Origin of the sequence: Streptomyces sp. NPDC099050, assembly GCF_044759865.1 — a bacterium.
In the GTDB taxonomy this organism is placed as follows: domain Bacteria; phylum Actinomycetota; class Actinomycetes; order Streptomycetales; family Streptomycetaceae; genus Streptomyces.
This window is the reverse complement of the sequence record NZ_JBIWAE010000044.1, coordinates 1-18,940: the sequence shown is the minus strand read 5'-3', so window position 1 is coordinate 18,940 and position 18,940 is coordinate 1. Positions and strand designations below refer to the sequence as shown.

The 18,940-nt window shown below is 72.5% G+C and carries 17 protein-coding genes; 7 read left to right on the top strand and 10 right to left on the bottom strand.

The window, feature by feature from the left end; all coding sequences use genetic code 11:
- Positions 1-5 precede the first annotated feature (5 nt).
- Positions 6-635 (bottom strand): hypothetical protein, encoded by a 630-nt coding sequence (locus tag ACIQV3_RS38895; RefSeq protein WP_403721616.1) that lies wholly within the window; start codon positions 633-635, stop codon positions 6-8.
- Between the two features lie 308 nt (positions 636-943).
- Between ACIQV3_RS38895 and ACIQV3_RS38890 the strand changes: the two genes are divergently transcribed.
- The gene (locus ACIQV3_RS38890; protein ID WP_403721613.1) at positions 944-1,495 is read left to right on the top strand and encodes a hypothetical protein; all 552 of its coding nucleotides are present in this window, start codon (positions 944-946) and stop codon (positions 1,493-1,495) included.
- A 27-nt stretch (positions 1,496-1,522) separates the two neighbouring features.
- Here ACIQV3_RS38890 and ACIQV3_RS38885 read toward each other — a convergent pair whose 3' ends face one another.
- Positions 1,523-2,971, bottom strand: coding sequence for an MFS transporter (locus tag ACIQV3_RS38885; protein WP_403721610.1), 1,449 nt, complete (start codon positions 2,969-2,971; stop codon positions 1,523-1,525).
- Between the two features lie 105 nt (positions 2,972-3,076).
- Between ACIQV3_RS38885 and ACIQV3_RS38880 the strand changes: the two genes are divergently transcribed.
- The gene (locus tag ACIQV3_RS38880; RefSeq protein WP_403721606.1) at positions 3,077-3,505 is read left to right on the top strand and encodes a MarR family winged helix-turn-helix transcriptional regulator; all 429 of its coding nucleotides are present in this window, start codon (positions 3,077-3,079) and stop codon (positions 3,503-3,505) included.
- Positions 3,506-3,572: 67 nt separating this feature from the next.
- On the opposite strand, the gene ACIQV3_RS38875 is transcribed toward ACIQV3_RS38880, so the two are convergent.
- Together ACIQV3_RS38875 and ACIQV3_RS38870 are read right to left on the bottom strand one after the other, a co-directional pair.
- Positions 3,573-4,067 (bottom strand): peptidylprolyl isomerase, encoded by a 495-nt coding sequence (locus ACIQV3_RS38875; RefSeq protein ID WP_403721603.1) that lies wholly within the window; start codon positions 4,065-4,067, stop codon positions 3,573-3,575.
- 145 nt (positions 4,068-4,212) lie between these two features.
- A complete protein-coding gene (locus ACIQV3_RS38870; protein WP_403721599.1) occupies positions 4,213-6,675 on the bottom strand; it encodes a serine/threonine-protein kinase in 2,463 nt (820 codons plus the stop codon).
- 494 nt (positions 6,676-7,169) lie between these two features.
- On the opposite strand from ACIQV3_RS38870, the gene ACIQV3_RS38865 reads away from it, so the two are divergent.
- Complete coding sequence (locus ACIQV3_RS38865) at positions 7,170-8,828, top strand: hypothetical protein (protein ID WP_403721596.1); 1,659 nt, start codon at positions 7,170-7,172, stop codon at positions 8,826-8,828.
- A 67-nt stretch (positions 8,829-8,895) separates the two neighbouring features.
- Here the strand turns inward: ACIQV3_RS38865 and ACIQV3_RS38860 are convergent, their stop codons facing one another.
- On the bottom strand, positions 8,896-9,696 hold the full coding sequence (locus ACIQV3_RS38860; protein WP_403721593.1) for a VOC family protein: 801 nt from the start codon (positions 9,694-9,696) through the stop codon (positions 8,896-8,898).
- A gap of 301 nt (positions 9,697-9,997) precedes the next feature.
- Here ACIQV3_RS38860 and ACIQV3_RS38855 point away from each other — a divergent pair, with 301 nt between their 5' ends.
- Positions 9,998-10,645, top strand: coding sequence for a TetR family transcriptional regulator (locus tag ACIQV3_RS38855; RefSeq protein ID WP_250742709.1), 648 nt, complete (start codon positions 9,998-10,000; stop codon positions 10,643-10,645).
- A gap of 89 nt (positions 10,646-10,734) precedes the next feature.
- Here the strand turns inward: ACIQV3_RS38855 and ACIQV3_RS38850 are convergent, their stop codons facing one another.
- Positions 10,735-11,208: a nitroreductase family deazaflavin-dependent oxidoreductase gene (locus ACIQV3_RS38850; RefSeq protein WP_403721590.1), complete on the bottom strand. Its 474-nt coding sequence runs from the start codon at positions 11,206-11,208 to the stop codon at positions 10,735-10,737.
- On the bottom strand, positions 11,208-12,476 hold the full coding sequence (locus ACIQV3_RS38845) for an acyl-CoA dehydrogenase family protein (RefSeq protein ID WP_403721587.1): 1,269 nt from the start codon (positions 12,474-12,476) through the stop codon (positions 11,208-11,210). Before ACIQV3_RS38845 ends, ACIQV3_RS38850 begins: the two co-directional genes overlap by 1 nt.
- A 204-nt stretch (positions 12,477-12,680) precedes the next feature.
- Here ACIQV3_RS38845 and ACIQV3_RS38840 point away from each other — a divergent pair, with 204 nt between their 5' ends.
- From ACIQV3_RS38840 to ACIQV3_RS38830, 3 genes are all read left to right on the top strand, one after another.
- Complete coding sequence (locus ACIQV3_RS38840) at positions 12,681-13,907, top strand: acetyl-CoA acetyltransferase (RefSeq protein WP_403721585.1); 1,227 nt, start codon at positions 12,681-12,683, stop codon at positions 13,905-13,907.
- Positions 13,908-14,004: 97 nt separating this feature from the next.
- Positions 14,005-14,940, top strand: a complete 936-nt coding sequence (locus ACIQV3_RS38835) for a D-alanyl-D-alanine carboxypeptidase family protein (RefSeq protein ID WP_403721583.1) — start codon at positions 14,005-14,007, stop codon at positions 14,938-14,940.
- 142 nt (positions 14,941-15,082) lie between these two features.
- A complete protein-coding gene (locus ACIQV3_RS38830; RefSeq protein WP_403721581.1) occupies positions 15,083-15,769 on the top strand; it encodes a pyridoxal 5'-phosphate synthase in 687 nt (228 codons plus the stop codon).
- 10 nt (positions 15,770-15,779) lie between these two features.
- Here the strand turns inward: ACIQV3_RS38830 and ACIQV3_RS38825 are convergent, their stop codons facing one another.
- The 3 genes from ACIQV3_RS38825 to ACIQV3_RS38815 are packed head-to-tail and all read right to left on the bottom strand — an operon-like array spanning position 15,780 to position 18,764.
- On the bottom strand, positions 15,780-16,532 hold the full coding sequence (locus ACIQV3_RS38825) for a phosphodiesterase (protein ID WP_403721578.1): 753 nt from the start codon (positions 16,530-16,532) through the stop codon (positions 15,780-15,782).
- Entirely contained in the window at positions 16,529-17,506 is a 978-nt protein-coding gene (locus ACIQV3_RS38820) for an EamA/RhaT family transporter (RefSeq protein ID WP_403721577.1), read from the bottom strand. Before ACIQV3_RS38820 ends, ACIQV3_RS38825 begins: the two co-directional genes overlap by 4 nt.
- Positions 17,496-18,764: an ATP-grasp domain-containing protein gene (locus ACIQV3_RS38815; RefSeq protein WP_403721576.1), complete on the bottom strand. Its 1,269-nt coding sequence runs from the start codon at positions 18,762-18,764 to the stop codon at positions 17,496-17,498. Before ACIQV3_RS38815 ends, ACIQV3_RS38820 begins: the two co-directional genes overlap by 11 nt.
- Positions 18,765-18,940: the final 176 nt, after the last annotated feature.

The window sequence follows — 18,940 nt, the reverse complement described above, 5'->3', positions numbered from 1 at the left end:
CGCCGCTAGCGCTTCTTCGCGGACCTGGGCTTCGGCTTGCTCGTGCTCTTGCCGCCCGTGCTGCCGCCGGTGGTGGATCCCGTGGTGCCGGAGGTGGAGGTCTGCGTCGGGGTGGGCGACGCGGTCGAGAGCGTCTGGATCGTGCCCACCGCGCAGCGCGTGACCTCGCCCGCCTTGGCCGCGCTCGTCATCGGCAGGTCGACGGTCCGGCTCTCGCCCGCCTTGAGCGCGAGGTCCACGGAGCCGGAGTCGACCCGGCCGGACGCGCCCTCGAAGACCAGCGGGACGCGGAAGGTGTACCCGCTGACCGCGTCGGAGGTGACCTTGAGCGTGGCCTTCGGCCGGCCCGGGCCGGCGCAGGTGACGACCTCGGCGTGGGCGGACGGCCGGGTCGCGGTGGGCGCGGCCGAAGCCGTCGAGCCGCTGCCGCTGCCGCTCCCGGATCCGCTGCCGGAGCGTCCGTAGCTCTGCGACTTCGGCTTCGACTTCGACTTGCTCTCGGAGCTGGAGCACCCGCCCCCGCTGCTGCTCTTGCTCGTGCCGCCGCTGCCGCCCGTCGACGAGAACCCCGTCAGCGCGAGCACCACGCCCACCAGTACCGCCGTGAGCCTGACCCGTCCCCCCGTGACCACCATGGCCCGAACTCCTCCCCGTTGGACAACCGGCGGCACGCTATCAGCCGGCGAAAAGCGCACCGGTACGGTGGCCGCCACGAGCCACGAACGCGCTCGGCCATGCCCCGGGGGGACACACCATGACCGACGACCGGGCGGAGGCGGGCAACGTCTCCCACCGTCCCTGCTGGCCGGGGCGCCGGTCGTACGGGTGTTCCCGCCGGCGCTGCCCTCGTAGGGGCGGGGGCCGGGCTCCGCGTGCGGGACTGCGGGGGCGGGCGTAGCGTCGGGATCGAGATCCAGACCCACTCCCCCTCGGAGGGCCGGGCATGATCCGCAACGTACTCGGCTCGCTCCTGGGTCTGATCGGAGCGACGGCCGCCGTCTGGAGCCCCTTCCGTGCCTGGTACGACGGCCGTCACGGTCGCGATTACCGCGTCGAGGAGCTGTTCGGCTCCGCCGGGATCACCGACGACAAGGCCGCCCTGATGGGCTCACTGTTCCTGCCGTTCCTCTTCGCCGCCGTGCTCGCGCTGGTCGCCGTCGTGCTGCGCTCCCGGCTGCTCATGGCCTTCTCCGGAGTCGTCGTCCTCGGCTTCGCCGTGCTCTGGATGGTCCGCCAGGGGCAGGCCGCGGGGAGCCTCTCGGTCGGCGGCGGCGACGGCGAGGGACTCGGCGACGGCCTCGCCAGCACCTTCGGCGCGGGCGCCCTGCTCATCCTCGCGGCGGCCGTGATGAGCGGCCGCCCCCGCCGCCGCGACCGGGTCACCCGGGAACCGGCACCGGAGCCGTACGCGGAGCCCCACCCGGCGCCGGTCGAGGACCCCGCCCGTCCCCCGGCCCCGTCGGCCTGGCCGCCTCCGCCGCAGGACCATTCGTAAGCCGTCGACCGTCACCGCCCGTCCCGCTCAGGGGCGGGCGGACAGCTCTGCGCGGGTCAGCGACCGCAGGACGAGGGCGATCACGATGGCGGCGGCGGAGCACACCCCCAGGGCGAGGAAGCCGTTGCCGACGCCCGCGGTGGTCGCGTCCGCGACCGGGTCCCCGGCGGCGGTGCCGCTGTCGACCGAGGTCATCAGGATGGTGCCGATGACGGCGATGCCGAGGGCGGCGCCGGTCTCGTTGAAGGTGTTCAGGAGGCCGGATCCGACGCCCGACTCCTCCGGCTCGACGTGCGAGGTGCCGATGCCGAACAGCGGGACGAAGCAGGCCGGCAGGCCGGCGCCGATGACGGCCAGCGCCACGACGGTCAGCGCGACGCTGTCGCTGCCGGTCGCCAGGAGGCCCGTACCGACAAGCTGGAGCGCGGCGCCCGCGACGTACATGCCGCCCAGGCCCAGCGTGTTCGCCAGGGCCGGCGCGACCATGGCGACGACGAGGGCCGCCAGGCCCATGGGGAGCAGGGAGAGGCCGGTGACGAAGGCGCTCATCTCGTGGACCCGCTGGAAGTACATGCTGGCCAGGAAGGAGCTGCTGATCATGACGGCGGCCACCAAGAGCAGGCCGACGCTGGACAGCCAGTAGGTGGGCTTGCGCAGCAGGTGCAGCGGGAGCAGCGGGTCGGCCCGGCCGGCCTCCATGAAGGTCACCGCGGTGAGCAGGACCACGGCGGCGCCGATGCTGCTCCAGGCGGTCGGGTCGCCGAACCCCTCGTGCAGCCGGATCAGACCGAAGGACAGGGCCGCGAGTCCGGCGGTGGACACGATCGCGGAGGGCAGCCGCAGCGTGCGCCCGTTGCCCGTGCGGAGGGCGGGCATGGCGCGCAGGGCGCCGATGAGGGCCGCGATGCTGACCGGGATGTTGATCAGGAAGGCCCAGCGCCAGCTGATCGCCGTGACGATCAGGCCACCGAGGACCACGCCGATGGTCGCACCGATCACGCCGAGGCCGCTCCAGGCGGTCAGCGCGATCTTGCGCTGCTCCTCGTCCCGGTAGACCGCCAGGATGATGGAGAGGGCGGCCGCGGACAGCAGTGCGGCTCCGGCGCCCTGGAGGGCGCGGCCCGCGACGAGCGATTCCTCGCTGGCGGCAATGCCGCAGAGCACGGAGGCCACGGCGAAGACCGAGAGGCCGGTGACGAAGGTGCGGCGGCGGCCGAGGACGTCGGAGACGCGGCCGCCGAAGAGCAGCAGGCTGCCGAGCATCAGGACGTACGCGCTGACGGTCCACTGCAGGGCGGTCGGACCGGCGGGCAGCTGGGCCCCGATCGAGGGCAGCGCCACGTTCACCACGGTCGAGTCCAGCATGACCATCAGCTGGGCGACGCCGACCACCACCAGGGTGGTCCAGGGGGCCTTGGCGGGGTCCTGGACGGGGGCCGGGGGTGCCGGCGCGGGTGCCAGCGTCTGCTCGGTCACCGTGTCTCCATTCGTATGCATGCGCATGGATCGATTAAGTGGATCGCACAGTACATTCATGCGCGTGCATCGACAAGGAGGCGCGGGAAACCTACGATGGGCGGCGTGACAGAAACAGCTCTGACCGATCGATGGGTGGCCGTGACCCGCGCCTGCGCGCAGATCAATCAGGCAGCCGAGCGCGTCCTTGCCGAGCGCCACGGCCTGTGCGCCAGCGCCTTCGAGATCATGGACGTGATGGTGCGCGCGGACGACTGGATCCGTGCGGGTGAACTCAGCTCCCGCGCATCGAGGAGCCAGCCGCAGGTGTCACGCCTGCTGGCGCAGATGATCACTGCCGGCTACGCCGAGCGGAGGCCGTGCGCCACCGACCGCAGGGGCTTCGACGCCCGGCTCACGCCGGCCGGGCGGGAGCTCTTCTCGCGGTCCTCCGCCACCATGGAAACGGTCCTGCGCGAGCTGGCCGAGAGCAGCGCGGAGGTGCGCGACGTCATGGGGCGGTCCGCCGCCCGCCCGGCGGCGCCGGCACCCTGATATGACGGCGGCCCCGTCCCCCTGAGGGGGCGGGGCCGGCCGGCCGTGGAGACGGGCGGGGTGGCGATCAGGCCTCGACGACGCCGGACGCCGCGATCTCGATCTTGCCGCGCGTGGAGCCGGACGGGCTGCCGAGCTTCTCGATCGCGTCGACGATCTCCTTGCCCTCGACGACCTCGCCGAAGACGACGTGCTTGCCGTCGAGCCAGCCGGTGACGACGGTGGTGATGAAGAACTGCGAGCCGTTGGTGTTGCGGCCGGCGTTCGCCATCGACAGCAGGTACGGACGGTCGTGCTTCAGGGTGAAGTTCTCGTCGGCGAACTTCTCGCCGTAGATGCTCTTGCCACCCGTGCCGTTGTGGTTGGTGAAGTCACCGCCCTGCAGCATGAACTGCGGGATGACGCGGTGGAAGCCGGAGCCGGCGTAGCCGAAGCCGTTCTGGCCCGTGCACAGCTCGCGGAAGTTCTGGGCGGTCTTCGGGACGACCTCGTCGAAGAGGCTGAAGACGATGCGACCGGCGGGCTTGCCGTCGATGTTGATGTCGAAGAATACGTTGCTCATGGGGTCCATCCTGTCACTCCCGGTGGGGTGCGCGACCCCGAGGGGGCGGCGACCGGGCCGCGGCCGGGCCCCCGAACGGCTCAGCCGCAGCTCAGCCGCGGCTCGGGCGCGGCTCGGGCGCGGCTCAGCCGGCAGCCGAGCCGGATCAGCCTCCCGTACGGGTTCCCGTGCCCTTGGCGGCGTCCAGTGCGTAGACGCAGCGGTCCTTGCTGCACGCGTAGACCACGCCCGCCTCGGCCACCGGCGCTCCGGTGATCTCCCCGCCGGTGGCCAGCTTCCAGCGGAGCTGGCCGCCCGCCGCGTCGAGGGTGTAGAGGCAGTGGTCGGCCGATCCGAAGTGGACGCGGCCGTCCGCGACCGCCGGGGAACCGGTGATCTCCCCGCCCGCCGCGAACCGCCACTTCGGGGTGCCGGTGACCGCGTCGAGCGTGTACACGGCGCTGCCCGCGGCCAGGTGGACGTTGCCCGCGGCGACGAGGACCGGGTCGGCGGACTGCCGGGGCTCGGTGGCGATGCGCCAGCGGTCCTTGCCGGTGGCCGCGTCCAGGGCGTAGACGGTGCCCAGGTAGTCCGCGAGGTAGACCCCGCCGCCCGTGACGGCCGCGCCGGGGGCGAAGGCCGGGGGCGCGAGGAACACGGCGGGGGCCTCGAAGTGCCAGCGGACCCGGCCCGAGGCCCGGTCGATGGAGATCACCCGGGTGCCGGCGGCGACGTACACGTTGCCGTCGGCTGCGGGGGTGACCCGTACGGGCACGTTCCCGCAGGAGGCCGCGTCGCCGATCGGGTAGGACCAGGACTCCCGGCCGGAGCGGGCGTCGAGGGCCCGCAGCCGGGCGTCCTGCCACACGTAGACCGTGCCGTCGTGCAGGACGGGGGCCGCCTCCGCGGTCTCGAACTCGCTCTGCGCGCCGGTCAGCTCCCACAGCTTGTGCCCGCTGGACGACTCCCAGCCCTGTACGCCGCCTCCGCGCGTGGCGGTGACGACGGTGCCCCGGTCGGCGCGCAGGGCGTACACCCAGGCGTCGGCGGACAGCCGCCAGCGCTCGGAGCCGTCGGTGGCGTCGAGGGCGTAGAGGGAAGGGCCGTCGGAGGCGTGGATGCGCCCGTCGGAGACGGCCATGGACCAGGCGACGTCGCGGGTCTTGAACTGGCGGCGGCCGCTGGCCACGTCCAGGGCGTGCACCTCGAAGGAGGTGACGTAGAGCAGGTCGCCGGCGACGGTCGGGGTGCCCCAGACCTCGTTCGACATCCGGAACCGCCAGGGCCGCCAGCGGCCGCTGTCGGGGGCAGGGCCCGGGTTCGGTACGAGGATCGAGGGCGCGGGGCCCGCCACCGGGGTGCCGGCGGGCGGCCGGATCCAGCCGGTCGCGGAGTCCGCGGCGGCGGCGTGGGCGGCCGGCGCGGAGGCGGAGGCCTGCGGGCCGGGACCGATCGGCACCGGGGAGCCGCCGAGCCGGACGGGCTCGCCCGAGGGCGCCAACGGGGGGCGCTCGGGCCGCTGCGGGACGGCCTGGCCGGTCCGCGGGTCGGTCCAGGGGTCGGCTCCGCCGCGCTGGCGGCGGTGCGTGGCGGGACCGGAGGCGGGACCGGAGGCGGATCCGGCAGCCGGGCCGGCGGCCGGACCGGCGCTCTCGATGGGCGCGGAGATCCCGGCCCGGGGAAGCGCCGGCTTCGGCACCGCCGCGGCGGCGGCAGCGGCGGCCGCGGCCGCGTTGCGGTGACCGGCCCGCCGGGCCTCGATCATCGCGACGGCCCGCTCGGGCAGCCACGCCGAGGCGGTACCGCTCTCGTCGCCGCCCTCGAAGAGGTGCGGGGCCAGCTGCGCCTGCAGGTCGGCCGGGGTCGGCCGCTGCGTGGCGTCCATCTGCATGCAGGAGTCGATCAGCGGGCGGAGCTCGTCGGGGAGCCCCTCCAGGTTGGGGCCCTCGCGCAGCAGCATGAAGACCGTCTCGACCGGGTTCGCCCCGTGGTACGGCGGATGCCCGGTGGCGGCGAAGACCAGCGTGGAGCCGAGCGAGAACACGTCGCTGGCGCCCTTGACGCTGCGCGAGTCCTTGGCCTGCTCCGGCGACATGTACGCGGGGGTGCCGACGGCCACGTTCGTCATGGTCAGGCGGGTGTTGGAGACCCCGCTGGCGATGCCGAAGTCGATCACGCGCGGGCCGTCCTCGACGACGAGCACGTTGGAGGGCTTCAGGTCGCGGTGGACCAGGCCCGCCCCGTGGATCGACTGGAGCGCCTCGGCGATGCCTGCGGCGAGCCACCGTACGGCCTGGGCGGGCATGGGCCCGCACTCGTGGACGATCTCCTCCAGGGAGGGCGCCGGTACGTAGGCGGTCGCCAGCCACGGCACGGCCGCGCGCGGGTCGGCGTCGACCACGGCCGCGGTGTAGAAGCCGGAGACGGCGCGGGCCGCCTCCACCTCACGGGTGAACCGGACGCGGAACAGCTGGTCCTCGGCGAGCTCGGTGCGCACCGTCTTGATCGCCACCCGGCGTCCGGACGCCGACCGGGCGAGATAGACCAGCCCCATGCCGCCGGCGCCGAGCCGTCCCAGCACCTCGAAGGGGCCGATCCGTCTCGGGTCGTGCTGCGTCAGCTGCTCCACCACTCGCCTCCACACCCATCCCCGTACGGGATCCCTCGCGGGCCCCGCTCTTCCAGCCGTCGCCGGTGGCGTCGCCGTCATCGCCGTCACGTCACCGGATGCGCGCGAGCCGCCGCGGGGCCCTGCCTGCCCTGCCCCGTGCAGCGTCTCACCCCCGGGGGCCGCCCGGGTCGCGCACCCCCGATTCTGTCAGGCCCGCGCCCGGTCCGGCCCCGGCACGGCGGGCGAGCCGGGCCGGGTCGGGCCGGGCCGCCGCGTGACGAGCGCGCGGTGAACCCGCAGCCGGTGCGGGGAGGCGTATGGAAAGGCGCACGGGGAGGCGTGCCGAGAGGCGTACGGAAGAGGCGTACGGAGGAGGCGTACGGAGGAGGCGTACGGAGGAGGCATGGAGAAAAGGCGTACGGAAAGGCGTACAACCCATCGCGGGTGCCGTGGGTCTAAGCCCCCGTTCAGCTCGTCTCGTTCAAGATCCGGGGGGATCCGTGCGTCACCGTTTGACTTCAGCCGTAGTCGCCGCCACTGCGCTGCTCGGCGGCCTGGCAGTGACGGGGTCGGTGCACGCCGCGGCCGACGGGCCCGGTACGTCCGGTGCACCGGGTGCGTCCGTCCCCGACGCCGGCCCCTCCCCCGAATCCGCCGCGGCACCCGCCGTCCCCGCGCCCCCCGTCTGCCCGCCGGACATGTACGCCAAGCAGGACGGGTCCCTCAGCGTCCACAGCGCGCAGGACGGGACGGGCGTGCCCGACGGCCTCGTCGTCCACCTGCGGGACAAGAAGACGGGTCTGCGCGTGGCCTCCGTCGACACGTTCCGCAAGGTGACCGACCCGGACGGCGTCTTCCCCGACTTCCAGCTGGTCTCGGAGCCCCTCAAGCCGGCCGGCCTCGGGACGTACACGCTCGAGCTCGGCTCCGCCGCCGAGCCCGTCGTCTGCGGTGACTTCGACTACCGGCTGCGTTCGGTGGTCGGCAAGGTCGACGCGGCGGACGGGGTGTCCCTCGACAACCTCAGGACCACCGTGTCGGCGGACGTCACCACCCTCGACCCGCGCACCGGGGCGAGCGCCCCGCTGAAGAACACCAAGGTCCTCATCTCCGGTGACCGCACCTCTCAGGAGGCGACCACCGACGCGCGGGGCCACGTGTCCGCCCCGTTCGCCTTCCGGGGTACGGAGGACCACACCGATGTGCGCGTCGACGTCCTGGAAACCCCGGACCTGAGCCCCGGGAGCGGCAGCGAGACCGCCCGCACGGTCCGCCAGAAGGCCGAGATCGTCCTCGACCCCGAGTCCCGGAAGATCAAGGCCCGCTACGGAGCCACCACCAAGATCACGGGCCAGGCCCTCAGGACCGCCGCGGACGGGACGCGCAAGCCCGTCCCCGAGGGCACTCCGATGCTCGCGGACCTCACCGGTGAGCCGAAGACGACGGCGGACGGCCGGTTCGAGCGGCAGCTGATGACGGTTCGCCGCGGCCCGTTGAGGACCACGTGGGCGGGCGGCAGGTCCCCGTGGCTGCGGTACGTGAGCGCGTCCACCAAGGTCGAGGTCCTCGAGGTCAGCTACTTCACGGACGTCAAGACGACGATCGGCGCCGCCGGCGTGACCTTCACCGGGGGCCTCGCCCACAAGCCGCTCAGCCCGGCCCCCACCCTCGTCGAGGTGCAGTACTCGGCCGACGGCAAGACGGACTGGAAGACGCGCGACGTGTTCACCGTGGACCTGGTCTCCGCCCGCTTCGACCAGACCCTGCCGGGTGAGGCGGACGGCTACTGGCGGCTCCGCTACGCCGCGGCGCCGCGCATGCAGGGCTCCGTCACCGAGCCGGTGCGGCTGACCCGCACGGCGACGGAGTTCACGAAGTTCAACGCGGGGCCGGAGCCGCTGCGCAAGGGCGAGACCTTCTTCGTCAAGGGCACCCTGCGGCACGGGACCCCGGCGAAGGCCTACGGCGGCCGGCTCGTGCTGTTCTACTTCCAGCCCGCCGGCAGCCAGGAGTACGTCTACAAGGGCCACTCGGTGACCACCGGGGGCGGCGGCTTCGCCCACGCCTTCACCGCCGAGGACTCCGGCGCCTGGATCGCCCGCTATCGCGACGCGGACGGCAAGCACTTCGATGCCGAGAGCCGCCGGGACACCGTCACCGTGAAGCCGTAGGGCGTACGGGAGCCGGACCGGGACCGGGACCCGGACCGGCGGCCCCGGACCGGCGGCCCCGGACCGGCTAGTGGCCCGTCCTGGTCCGCGGTTCCGAGAGCAGGCCGAAGACCGCGCCCTGGTTGTCCGCGACCACCGCGATCCGCCCGTACGGGGTGTCGAAGGGGTCGGCGGTCACCCGGCCGCCGAGGCGCTGCACCATCGCCACGGACTGGTCGCAGTCCGGGACGGCGAAGTACGCGAGGAAGTGCGCGGGCATGATCTCGGGGAAGGCGTCGGTGATCAGGCTGCGCCCCAGGACGGCGGTCTCCGAGCCCGGCGCGGTGCCGGGCGGGGACCAGACGCGGTACTCGATGCCCGCCGCGTCGTCGTTCTGGTCCTCGGGGACGTAGCCGAAGACCTTGGCGTAGAAGACGTCCACGGCGTCGCGGGCCCGGGTGTACACCTCGGACCAGCAGTACGTGTAGGGCTCGTTCTGGGCGTCGAAGCCGTGGTGGGTGCCGGGCTGCCACAGCCCGAAGACGGCCCCGCCGGGGTCGGCGGCCATCGCGGCGGTCCCGTAGGGGCCGACCGGCACCGGGTCCATCACCATCTGGCCGCCGGCGGCGCGGATGCGCTGGGCGCAGGCGTACGCGTCGGTGGTGTAGAGGTAGATCCCCCAGACGGTCGGCATGCGGCCGTCGGGCTTGGGGGCGAGGGCGGCGACGTTGCGGCCGCGGCTGTAGGCCTGGGTGTAGTGGCCGTACTGGGCTCCCGCGCTGTCGGTGAAGGTCCACCCGAAGAGCTCACCGTAGAAGCGCTTGCCGGCTTCCACGTCCGGCAGGGAGGCGTCGACCCAGCAGGGTGCGCCTTCCGCGAATGCGGCCATGAGCCCGGTTCCTTCCGTTGTGCGGTGGTGTGCGAGGGTGTGCACCCTCCGCGCACGTTCTGCCCCGCTCGCCCAGCCATGTCCTCCGGATCATGATGTGCCCGAAAACTTGTCCACAGCCTGTTGATAAGACTATTCGGGGGATAGGCTCCGAAGCCGGACGGCGCGCCCGGGGCGCCCACCCGGCCGGAATCGGTCGCCGTGACGGGCCGGGAGCGGCGTACGCCCAGGCCAGGCGTCCCGTAACCCCATTTGCAGGCGGCCGAATCGCGCGCCGATCACCCCTCGGTAAGCTGACGGCATGACAGGACAAGTACGCACCGTCGACGGCCGCGTTGCCGGCCGGCGCGGTCAGGCGACGAGGCAGAAGCTGCTCGACTGCCTCAGCGAGATGCTCAGCTCCTCGCCGTACCGCGACGTCAAAGTGATCGACGTCGCCCGCAAGGCCGGTACCTCCCCCGCGACCTTCTACCAGTACTTCCCGGACGTCGAAGGCGCCGTCCTGGAGATCGCGGAGCGCATGGCCAACGAGGGCGCCCAGTTGACCTCGCTGGTCGAGGGGCGCGCGTGGGTTGGCAAGGCGGGCTGGGCGGCGGCCGAGGAACTCGTGGACGGCTTCCTGGAGTTCTGGCGGCGCAACGACGCGATCCTGCGGGTCGTCGACCTCGGCGCGGCCGAGGGAGACAAGCGGTTCTACAAGATCCGCATGAAGATCCTGAACTCCGTCACCAACTCCCTCACGGAGTCGATGAAGGAGCTCCAGGCCAAGGGCAAGGTCGACAAGGACGTGAGTCCGGCGGCGATGGCCGGTTCGCTGGTCGCGATGCTCGCGGCGGTCGCCTCGCACCAGAAGGGGTTCCAGACCTGGGGCGTGAAGCAGGCGGAACTGAAGCCGAACCTGGCGCTCCTGGTCCACCTGGGCATCACGGGCAAGAAGCCCACGAAGTAAGCGGCGGACCCCCACCGGGTCCGCCGCGCCTTCGGCCTCAAGGGACTTCACCCTCAGGGCACCTCGCCCTCAAGGGGCTTCCGCCGCGGTCAGCGACGCTCCAGGCGGAACAACCGGATCTCGCGCTCGATGCGCGCCTGGTACGCCGCGTACGGCGGCCAGAACTTCAGTACCGCCTGCCACGCCGCCGCGCGTTCCTCACCCGCCAGCAGGCGGGCGCGTACGGCGATGTCCTTTCCCTTCCAACTCACTTTCGCATCAGGGTTCTTGAGCAGGTTCCCGGTCCATGCCGGGTGTCCGGGGCGGCCGAAGTTCGAGCCGATCAGGATCCAGCTCGCCCCGTCCTGCTCCGGCATGCACGCGAGCGGGGTGGTCCGCGGTTCGCCGGTCTTGGCTCCCTTGGCGGTGAGGATCACGCCGGGGAGCATCTGGGCGCTGAGGATGACCTTGCCGCGGGTCAGCCTGTGCACCGCCTTGTCCATGGCGGGGATGAAGTGCGGTGCGATCTTGGCGAACAGCATGGTCGAGGAGACCTTCTGCATCAGCTTGACTCCGGGCGCCATCAGACGGCCACCTTCTCGTTCCGTGGGGCGGGGGCTGGGGCTGGTGCGTGGGCTGGTCCGGGTCCGGGTCCGGGTCCGGATGCGGATGCGGATGCGGATACCGGGGCCGCCGGGGCGAACAGCCCGGCGGCTTCCGCGGCGTGGGCGCGCAGCCGGTGGACGGGGCCGAAGAGCAGTTCGTCGGCGGCCGCCCGCTTGAAGTAGAGGTGCGCGTCGTGTTCCCAGGTGAAGCCGATGCCGCCGTGCAGCTGGATGGCTTCCCCGGCGGTGATCCGCAGCGCTTCGAGGGCCTGGGCCAGGGCGAGCCCGCCCTGTTCCGGGTCCCAGGCGGCGTAGTAGGCGGCGGAGCGGGCCGCCTGGACCTGTACGTAGAGGTCGGCGAGGCGGTGCTTGACCGCCTGGAACGAGCCGATGGCCCGGCCGAACTGCTCGCGCTGCCGTACGTACTCCACGGTGCGGGCGAGCGCCTGCCCGGCCGCGCCGACCGCCTCGGCGGCCAGGACGGCCGCGGCGCCGCGCCCGGTGGCGGCGAGGGCCCCGGCCACGTCGGCGTCTTCACCGCCCAGCAACTCGGCTTCTACGTCCCGCAGTTGAATGCGCCCCTGCGGGCGGGTCTCGTCCAGGGTGGTCTGCCGGGTCCGTACGAGGCCGGGCGCGTCCTCCCGTACGAGGAACAGCAGGGTGCGGCTACGGGCGAACCCTCCCGTGTGCGCGGCGACCAGCAGCAGCGAGGCGCTGTGACCGTCGAGCACCTGGGACACCTCCCCGTACAGCCGCCAGCCGCCGTCCACGGCGCGGGCCTGCACCCCGCCGGCCCGGCCGCCGCCGGCCCATTCGCCCGGGGCGTTGTCCCCGGTCAGGGCCAGGGCGGTGGCCAGCGCGGGGCCGGGTACGGCGAGCGCGGCGGTGAGCCCGCCCGCCGCGAGCGGCGGGAGCAGGGTGGAGCGCTGGTCGCCGGTGCCCAGGGCGGTGACCAGCGGCACGGCGAGCACGGCGGTGGCCAGCAGCGGCGAGGGCAGCAGCACCCGCCCGGTCTCCTCGCAGGCCAGCACCAGGTCGGCGGGGGCGCAGCCGACGCCCCCGTACTCCTCGGCCACGGCGATGCCCGGCAGCCCGAGCTGGCGGGCGAGCTGCTGCCACAGCTCGCGGTCGTGTCCGGCAGCGGTGCGGACGGCGGCCTTGACCTCGTCCGGGCCGCAGCGTTTGCCCAGGATCTCGCGCAGGGTACGCCGTATCTCGTCCTGCTCCGCGGTGAAGGCGGCATCCATCGTCGGGCTCCTCCCCGTATCTGACGGGCCGTCATGTTAGGGCGAGCGGCGCCATAAGCACAGGGGGCGGACAGCCCCGAAGCCGCTCGCCGGGGCGGCGGGCGACGCCCCGGCGGGCAGCCAGGGGACGACGCAGCGCCGAGGCGAACCCAACCCACCGGGACCCTCTAGCATCTGACGGTTCGTCAGTTGTACCGTCAGGGCATGCCTGGACCTCTCTCCGCACCCGCCACCGACACCGCCACCGCCACCGCCGGCCATCAGGCCCGGCCCCGCCGGCGGGTCGCCGTCGTCGGTGTCGCCCTCTCGGACTGCGGCCGGGTGGACGGCCCCACCCCGTACGCCCTGCACGCGCAGGCCGCCCGCCGGGCCCTGGCCGACTCCGGCCTGGACCGGTCGGTGATCGACGGCTTCGCCTCGGCGGGCCTCGGCATCCTGGCACCCGTGGAGGTCGCCGAGTACCTGGGTCTGCGCCCCACCTGGGTGGACTCCACCTCGGTCGGCGGCTCCACCTGGGAGGTCATGGCCGCCCACGCCGCCGACGCGATCGCGGCCGGCCACGCCAACGCGGTCCTGCTCGTCTACGGATCCACCGCGCGCGCCGACATCAAGGCCCGCCGCCGCACCTCGAACCTCTCCTTCGGGGCGCGGGGACCGCTCCAGTTCGAGGTCCCGTACGGGCACACGCTGGTCTCCAAGTACGCGATGGCCGCGCGCCGCCACATGCACGAGTACGGCACGACGCTGGAGCAGCTCGCCGAAGTGGCCGTACAGGCGCGGGCGAACGCCGCCACCAACCCGGACGCGATGTTCCGCGACCCCATCACGGTCGACGACGTCCTGTCCTCCGGGATGATCGCGGACCCCTTCACGAAGCTGAACTGCTGCATCCGCTCGGACGGCGGCTGCGCGGTCCTGCTGGCCGCGGAGGACTACGTACCGGACACGGCCAAGGAGCCCGTCTGGATCCTCGGCTCCGGCACCGCCGTCTCGCACACCACGATGTCGGAGTGGGAGGACTTCACCGTCTCCCCGGCGGCGGTCTCGGGCCGGCAGGCCTTCGCCCGCGCCGGGCTCACCCCGGCGGACGTGGACCTCGCCGAAATCTACGACGCCTTCACCTATATGACGCTCGTCACCCTGGAGGACCTCGGCTTCTGCGCGAAGGGCGAAGGCGGTGCGTTCGTGGAGAAGGGCCGCCTCCTGCGGGACGGCGAATTCCCGGTCAATACGGACGGCGGCGGACTCTCCGCCTGCCATCCCGGCATGCGCGGCCTCTTCCTCCTCGTCGAGGCGGTACGCCAACTCCGCGGCGAGGCGGGCGAGGGCCAGGTGCGCAAACGCGGTGGAACCCTCCCACAGGTGGCCATCGCCTCGGGCACGGGCGGCTGGTTCTGCTCCTCGGGCACCATCATTCTCGGACGGAACTGATCCCCTTGTCGGTCCGGCTGCGTAAGCTCCCGGAGGGGCCGGGCGCCTCGGCGTCCACGGCCCCTTCGGGGAATCTCCAGCCATCACGGGAACTGACTTGATATCGAACCTGCTGCGGCGCTCTCGCGCCGCTCTCGCCATCACCGTCGCCACCGGCGCCCTCATCGCGGTCGGCGCACCGGCCGAGGCCGCCTCCGGACCCGCGACCTCCGCTGCCTCGTCCTTCGTCATGGACGGCGCCACGGGGAGCACGCTCTCCTCCAAGTACGGCGACACCAAGCGCCAGGGCGCCAGCACCACGAAGATCATGACGGCCTATGTCGTCCTCACTTCGTCGGGCCTCGACCTGAACAAGAAGGTCACGATCCAACAGGCCTACTTGGACTACGTCTACGTACAGGGCGGGAGCTCGGCCCAGCTGAAGCGCGGCGCCACTCCGACCGTCCGTCAGCTGCTGTACGCGCTGATGCTGCCCTCGGGCTGCGACGCCGCCTACGCGCTCGCCGACACCTTCGGCTCCGGCACGACCAGGTCGGCCCGCGTCGCGAACTTCATCTCGAAGATGAACGCCAAGGCGAAGACCCTCGGCATGGCCAACACCACCTACGACACCTTCGACGGCATCTCGCCGACCGGCGCCAACCTCACCACCGCACGCGACCTCGCGAAGCTCACCCGCGCCGCCATGAAGGGCACCACCTTCAAGGCGCTCGTCAAGACCACCTCGTACAGCAGTGGCGGCACCTCCAATCTCGCCACGTGGACGAACAGCAACCTGCTGATCATCCCCCGCACCGCCGGATACGCGGTCCCGGGCGCCATCGGCGTCAAGACCGGCACCGGCACGGCCGCGGGCCGGTGCCTCGTCTACTCGGCGACCCGTAACGGCAAGACGGTCATCGGAGTCCTACTCAAGGACGAGGAGCGCTACGCGGACGCGATCAAGATCATCGACTGGGCCGTCGGCCCGGCCACCACGTCGACGCTCCAGCGCAGCGCCACCACCGACCCCATCCCGGACGTCCTCGACTGATGTCGTGACGCCCTGACGCCCTGCTGAAGCACGCAGACGTCCACGGGGGCGCTCCGCCCGACCGAACAGGTCGGCCGGGGCGCCCCCGTTCGGCTTTTCGCGCCTCGCAGCGACTGCCAGCCGCATGGTGTTCGATTGAGAAATGACGAGTGACCCGAGTAACCCGCGCGACCCCAGCGACTTCCACACCACCCTGCACTCCCTGCGCGTCTGGGACGGCCCGCTGCCCTCCTTCGACCCGGCCACCGCGCCGGCCGAGCCGCTCGAACTGTTCCGGGAGTGGTTCACGCACGCCGCCGAGGCGGGGCAGCCCGAGCCGCACACGATGAGCCTGGCGACGGTGGACGCGGACGGGCGGCCCGACGTACGGACGCTCATGCTGCACGACGCCGACGAGCGCGGCCTGCACTTCGCCTCGCACTCCACCAGCACGAAGGGCCGGCAGCTCGCCGGGCGGCCGGACGCGGCGCTGGGCTTCTACTGGCCGGCGGTGGCCCGCCAGATCCGGATCCGGGGACGGGTCACCGCCTGCGACGCGGTGGAGAGCCGGGCCGATCTGGCGGCCCGCACGCGCGGGGCGCTGGCGGCGGCGCTGACGGGGCGGCAGAGCGAGGTGCTGGCCTCCCGGGAGGAACTGGCCGCCGCGGCGGCGCGGTCCTGGGAGCGGGCCGGCGCGGAGCCGGACGCCCCGGCGCCGACCTGGACCCGGTACGTCCTCGCCCCCACGGAGGTGGAGTTCTTCCAGGGGGACACCGCCCGCCTCCACACCCGCCTGCACTACACCCGTACGCCCGCCACCCCCTGGACCCGCCACCTCCTGTGGCCCTGACGCCCCGGGCTCATACGGACCGGACGTGGCTCGTCAGCCGGCCGTCGAGGTACAGGTGGAAGGTGAGGGACGGCGGGCTGTCGTACGTCTTCCAGGACTGCCGGGGGCCCTGTTCCCAGGGCATCAGCGCCGTCGACCCGACCCCCGGGGCGCACAGCAGCGGCAGCCCGGCGAAGGTCGTGGCGGCGGCCGTGTGCGCGTGACCGACGAGCACGGCGGCCACCTGCCCGTGGCGGCCGAGGACCTCGGCCAGCCGCTCCGGCGCCAGCAGGCCGATCCGGTCGATGTACGGGAGGCCCAGTTCCACGGGCGGGTGGTGGAAGGCGACGAAGGCCGGCCGGTCGGGGGCGGCCGCGAGGGTGTCGTCCAGCCAGCGCAGTGTTTCCGGTTCGAGCGCGCCCTCGGACTTGCCGGGGATCGAGGAGTCGCACATCAGGATGCGTACGCCGTCGATCTCGTGCACCTCGTTCACCGGCCCCGGTCCGGCTGATCCTCCGCCGAGCAGCACCTCGCGGAACTCGGGGCGGGAGTCGTGGTTGCCCGGGCACATCAGGACGGGATGGCGCGCGAGGAGCGGGGCGAGGAGCTCGCGGGCCTGGCGGTACTCCTCCTCCGTCCCCCGGTCGATGATGTCCCCGGTGATCAGGACGGCGTCGACGGTGCCGGGGAGCCCGGTGAGGTGGGCCACCACCCGCCGGGTGCGCTCCGCGCTCTCGGGGGTGCCGTCCACGTGCAGATCGCTCAGGTGGGCCAGTACGGTCATGCCCGGCTCCCCTCCCGGTCCGGGGCGGCGGTCGTCTCCGGGGTCGGTGCAGACCTCCCCGCGTGCCAGCGCGCCCACGTGCCCAGGCACATCGCCGCGGACAGCGCCAGGACGCCGATGAGGGTGTGCTGGGACTGGTGCAGCCGCGGGTCGAGGAACTGGACCGCGTACGTGATCACCAGGTTGGTCCCGAAGAGCATCGAGACGGTGATGGGCTCGGTCCGGACGATGCCCTGCTGGAGCAGGTACAGCGAAATGATCACTCCGACGACGCTGATCGCGAGGATCGCGCCCACGTTGCCCGGGGAGTACGCCTCGAAGCTGCCGCGGACGAGGAGGATGGCGAGGGTCGCCACGATCAGGGCGAAGAAGCGGGAGGCCATCATCTGGCGGACCGACATGCCCGCGTCGCCCAGCCGCTTGGTGTAGTAGGTGACCCCGGACAGCGAGGTCGAGGTGAGCACACAGGCCACGACCCCGAACACCAGCTCCCCGGTCGGCACGTCCCCGATGGCCGACGAGCCGCTGGACGCCATGGCCAGGAGGTAGCCCATGGCGGCCAGCATCGCCCCGGCCGCGACCAGTTCCAGCGGCAGCGCCTTCGTCCCGGGGCGGAGCTTGAACCCGAGGACGATGGTGATGGTGGGACCCAGCCCGATGATCATCGAGTTGGCCATGGCCGGCTCGAAGACGGTGAAGGCGTACAGCACCGCGATCCAGCAGACGGCGGTGGAGACGTTCAGCATGATCACGTCCGGCAGGCACCGGCGGACCACGGCCTTCAGCGCCGTCTTGTCGCGCAGGGTGAAGAAGTAGAAGGCCTGGGCGATGACGAAGGAGTTGAAGGCGATGAACTCCGGCGACAGGTCCTGGACGAGGGCGCCCTCGAAGACCGACTTGGTGGAGTTGATGACGCAGTAGCCCAGGACCAGCAGCGGTCCGGCGGCCAGGGCGAGGCGGCGGCTAGGCGACATCGTAGAAGCCCTCGCCGTCCAGGTAGCGGGCGGTCATGTAGTCGTGCGTGACCACGCCCTCCACCTCGTGGAGCAGGTGGACCAGGAGCGGGTAGGTGAGGTCGTTGACCGTCCGCGCCAGTTCCTCGCCCGGCCGCACCTTCACGAGCACGTCGTGGAAGCTCTCCAGGGCGCGCAGGTCCGACAGCTTCGGGTAGTCGACGAGCTTGCCGCCCTCCGGCGCGATCATGTTGACGCAGACCGCGTGCCGGACGACCTCGTAGTCGGCGTGATCGCCGTTCAGACGGGCTTCGAAGGCCGCCGGATCGGTGTAGGCCAGCACCGTCCACTCCAACTGGCTCTCGCCGATGGCCGCCCGGGTGAGCAGCGGGAGCATGGCCCCGCAGACCCTGGCTCCGGTCTCGACGAGCCGGGGGCCCTCGGGGGTCAGCTTCAGCTCGGTGTGCGCCGGGCCGTTCTTGATCCCGAGCGCGTCGAGCACCGAGAAGGCGTACGCGGCGAGCAGGTCCTGCTCGGGGCCGCGGCGGACCATCAGCGCCGAACCCCCGAGCAGGTCGCGCACTCCGTTGACCCCGAGGTGCTGGGTCTTCCACAGGTCGCACACGTAGTGCTTGCCGTCGAGGCTGACCGTGTTGACGTAGTACTCGGCCCCCACCAGGTATTCCTGGGCGACGACGGCGTCGTTGCGCAGCCCGAGCGCGCTGTCGGCCCCGACGAGCGACTCGAAGGCGGTACGGACCTCCTCGGCGGTGCCGCAGAAGAACACCCCGTCGTTGAGGGCGCTGCGGACCGGCTTGAGCACCACGGTCCGGTCGGTGTCCCCGTACCAGGCCAGCAGGGTGTCCAGATCGGTGGCGAGGATCTGGTCGGCGGCCGGAACCCCGGCGGCCTTGACCGTCTCCACCATCCGGAACTTGTCCCGCCGCGCGGTGCTCAGCGCGGTTCCGTTGGTCCGCAGGTGCAGGGACTCGCTGAGTACGTCGGCCAGTTCGACGCCTATCTCGGCGCCGGCCAGCAGCGCGACCGGGCCGTACGGGGCGATCGCGGCCAGCGTTTCGGCGAGGTCGCCGCGGTGGACGACCGTACCGAGGAAGTCCTGCGCCCTGAAGGACGCGCCGAAGACGGCGGGCGGCTGCTCCAGGCTCTGTACGTGCAGGCAGTCGTAGCCCTGGGCGTGGAAGAGCGGCGCGAGATGGCTCGCGGTGGAGAAGGCGTCGACGATCGCGACGACGGGACGCGGTTCCCGGGAGGTGTTCATGTGGGGTTCCTTCACTGCTGAGCGGGGGTGACCACGGAGGGAGTGGAGGTGATGCGTTCGACGGCGGCCTTGATCAGGCCGGCGAAGAGCGGGTGGGGGCGCGTGGGGCGGGAGCGGAGCTCCGGGTGGGCCTGGGTGGCCACCAGGTAGGGGTGGACCTCGCGCGGGTACTCCAC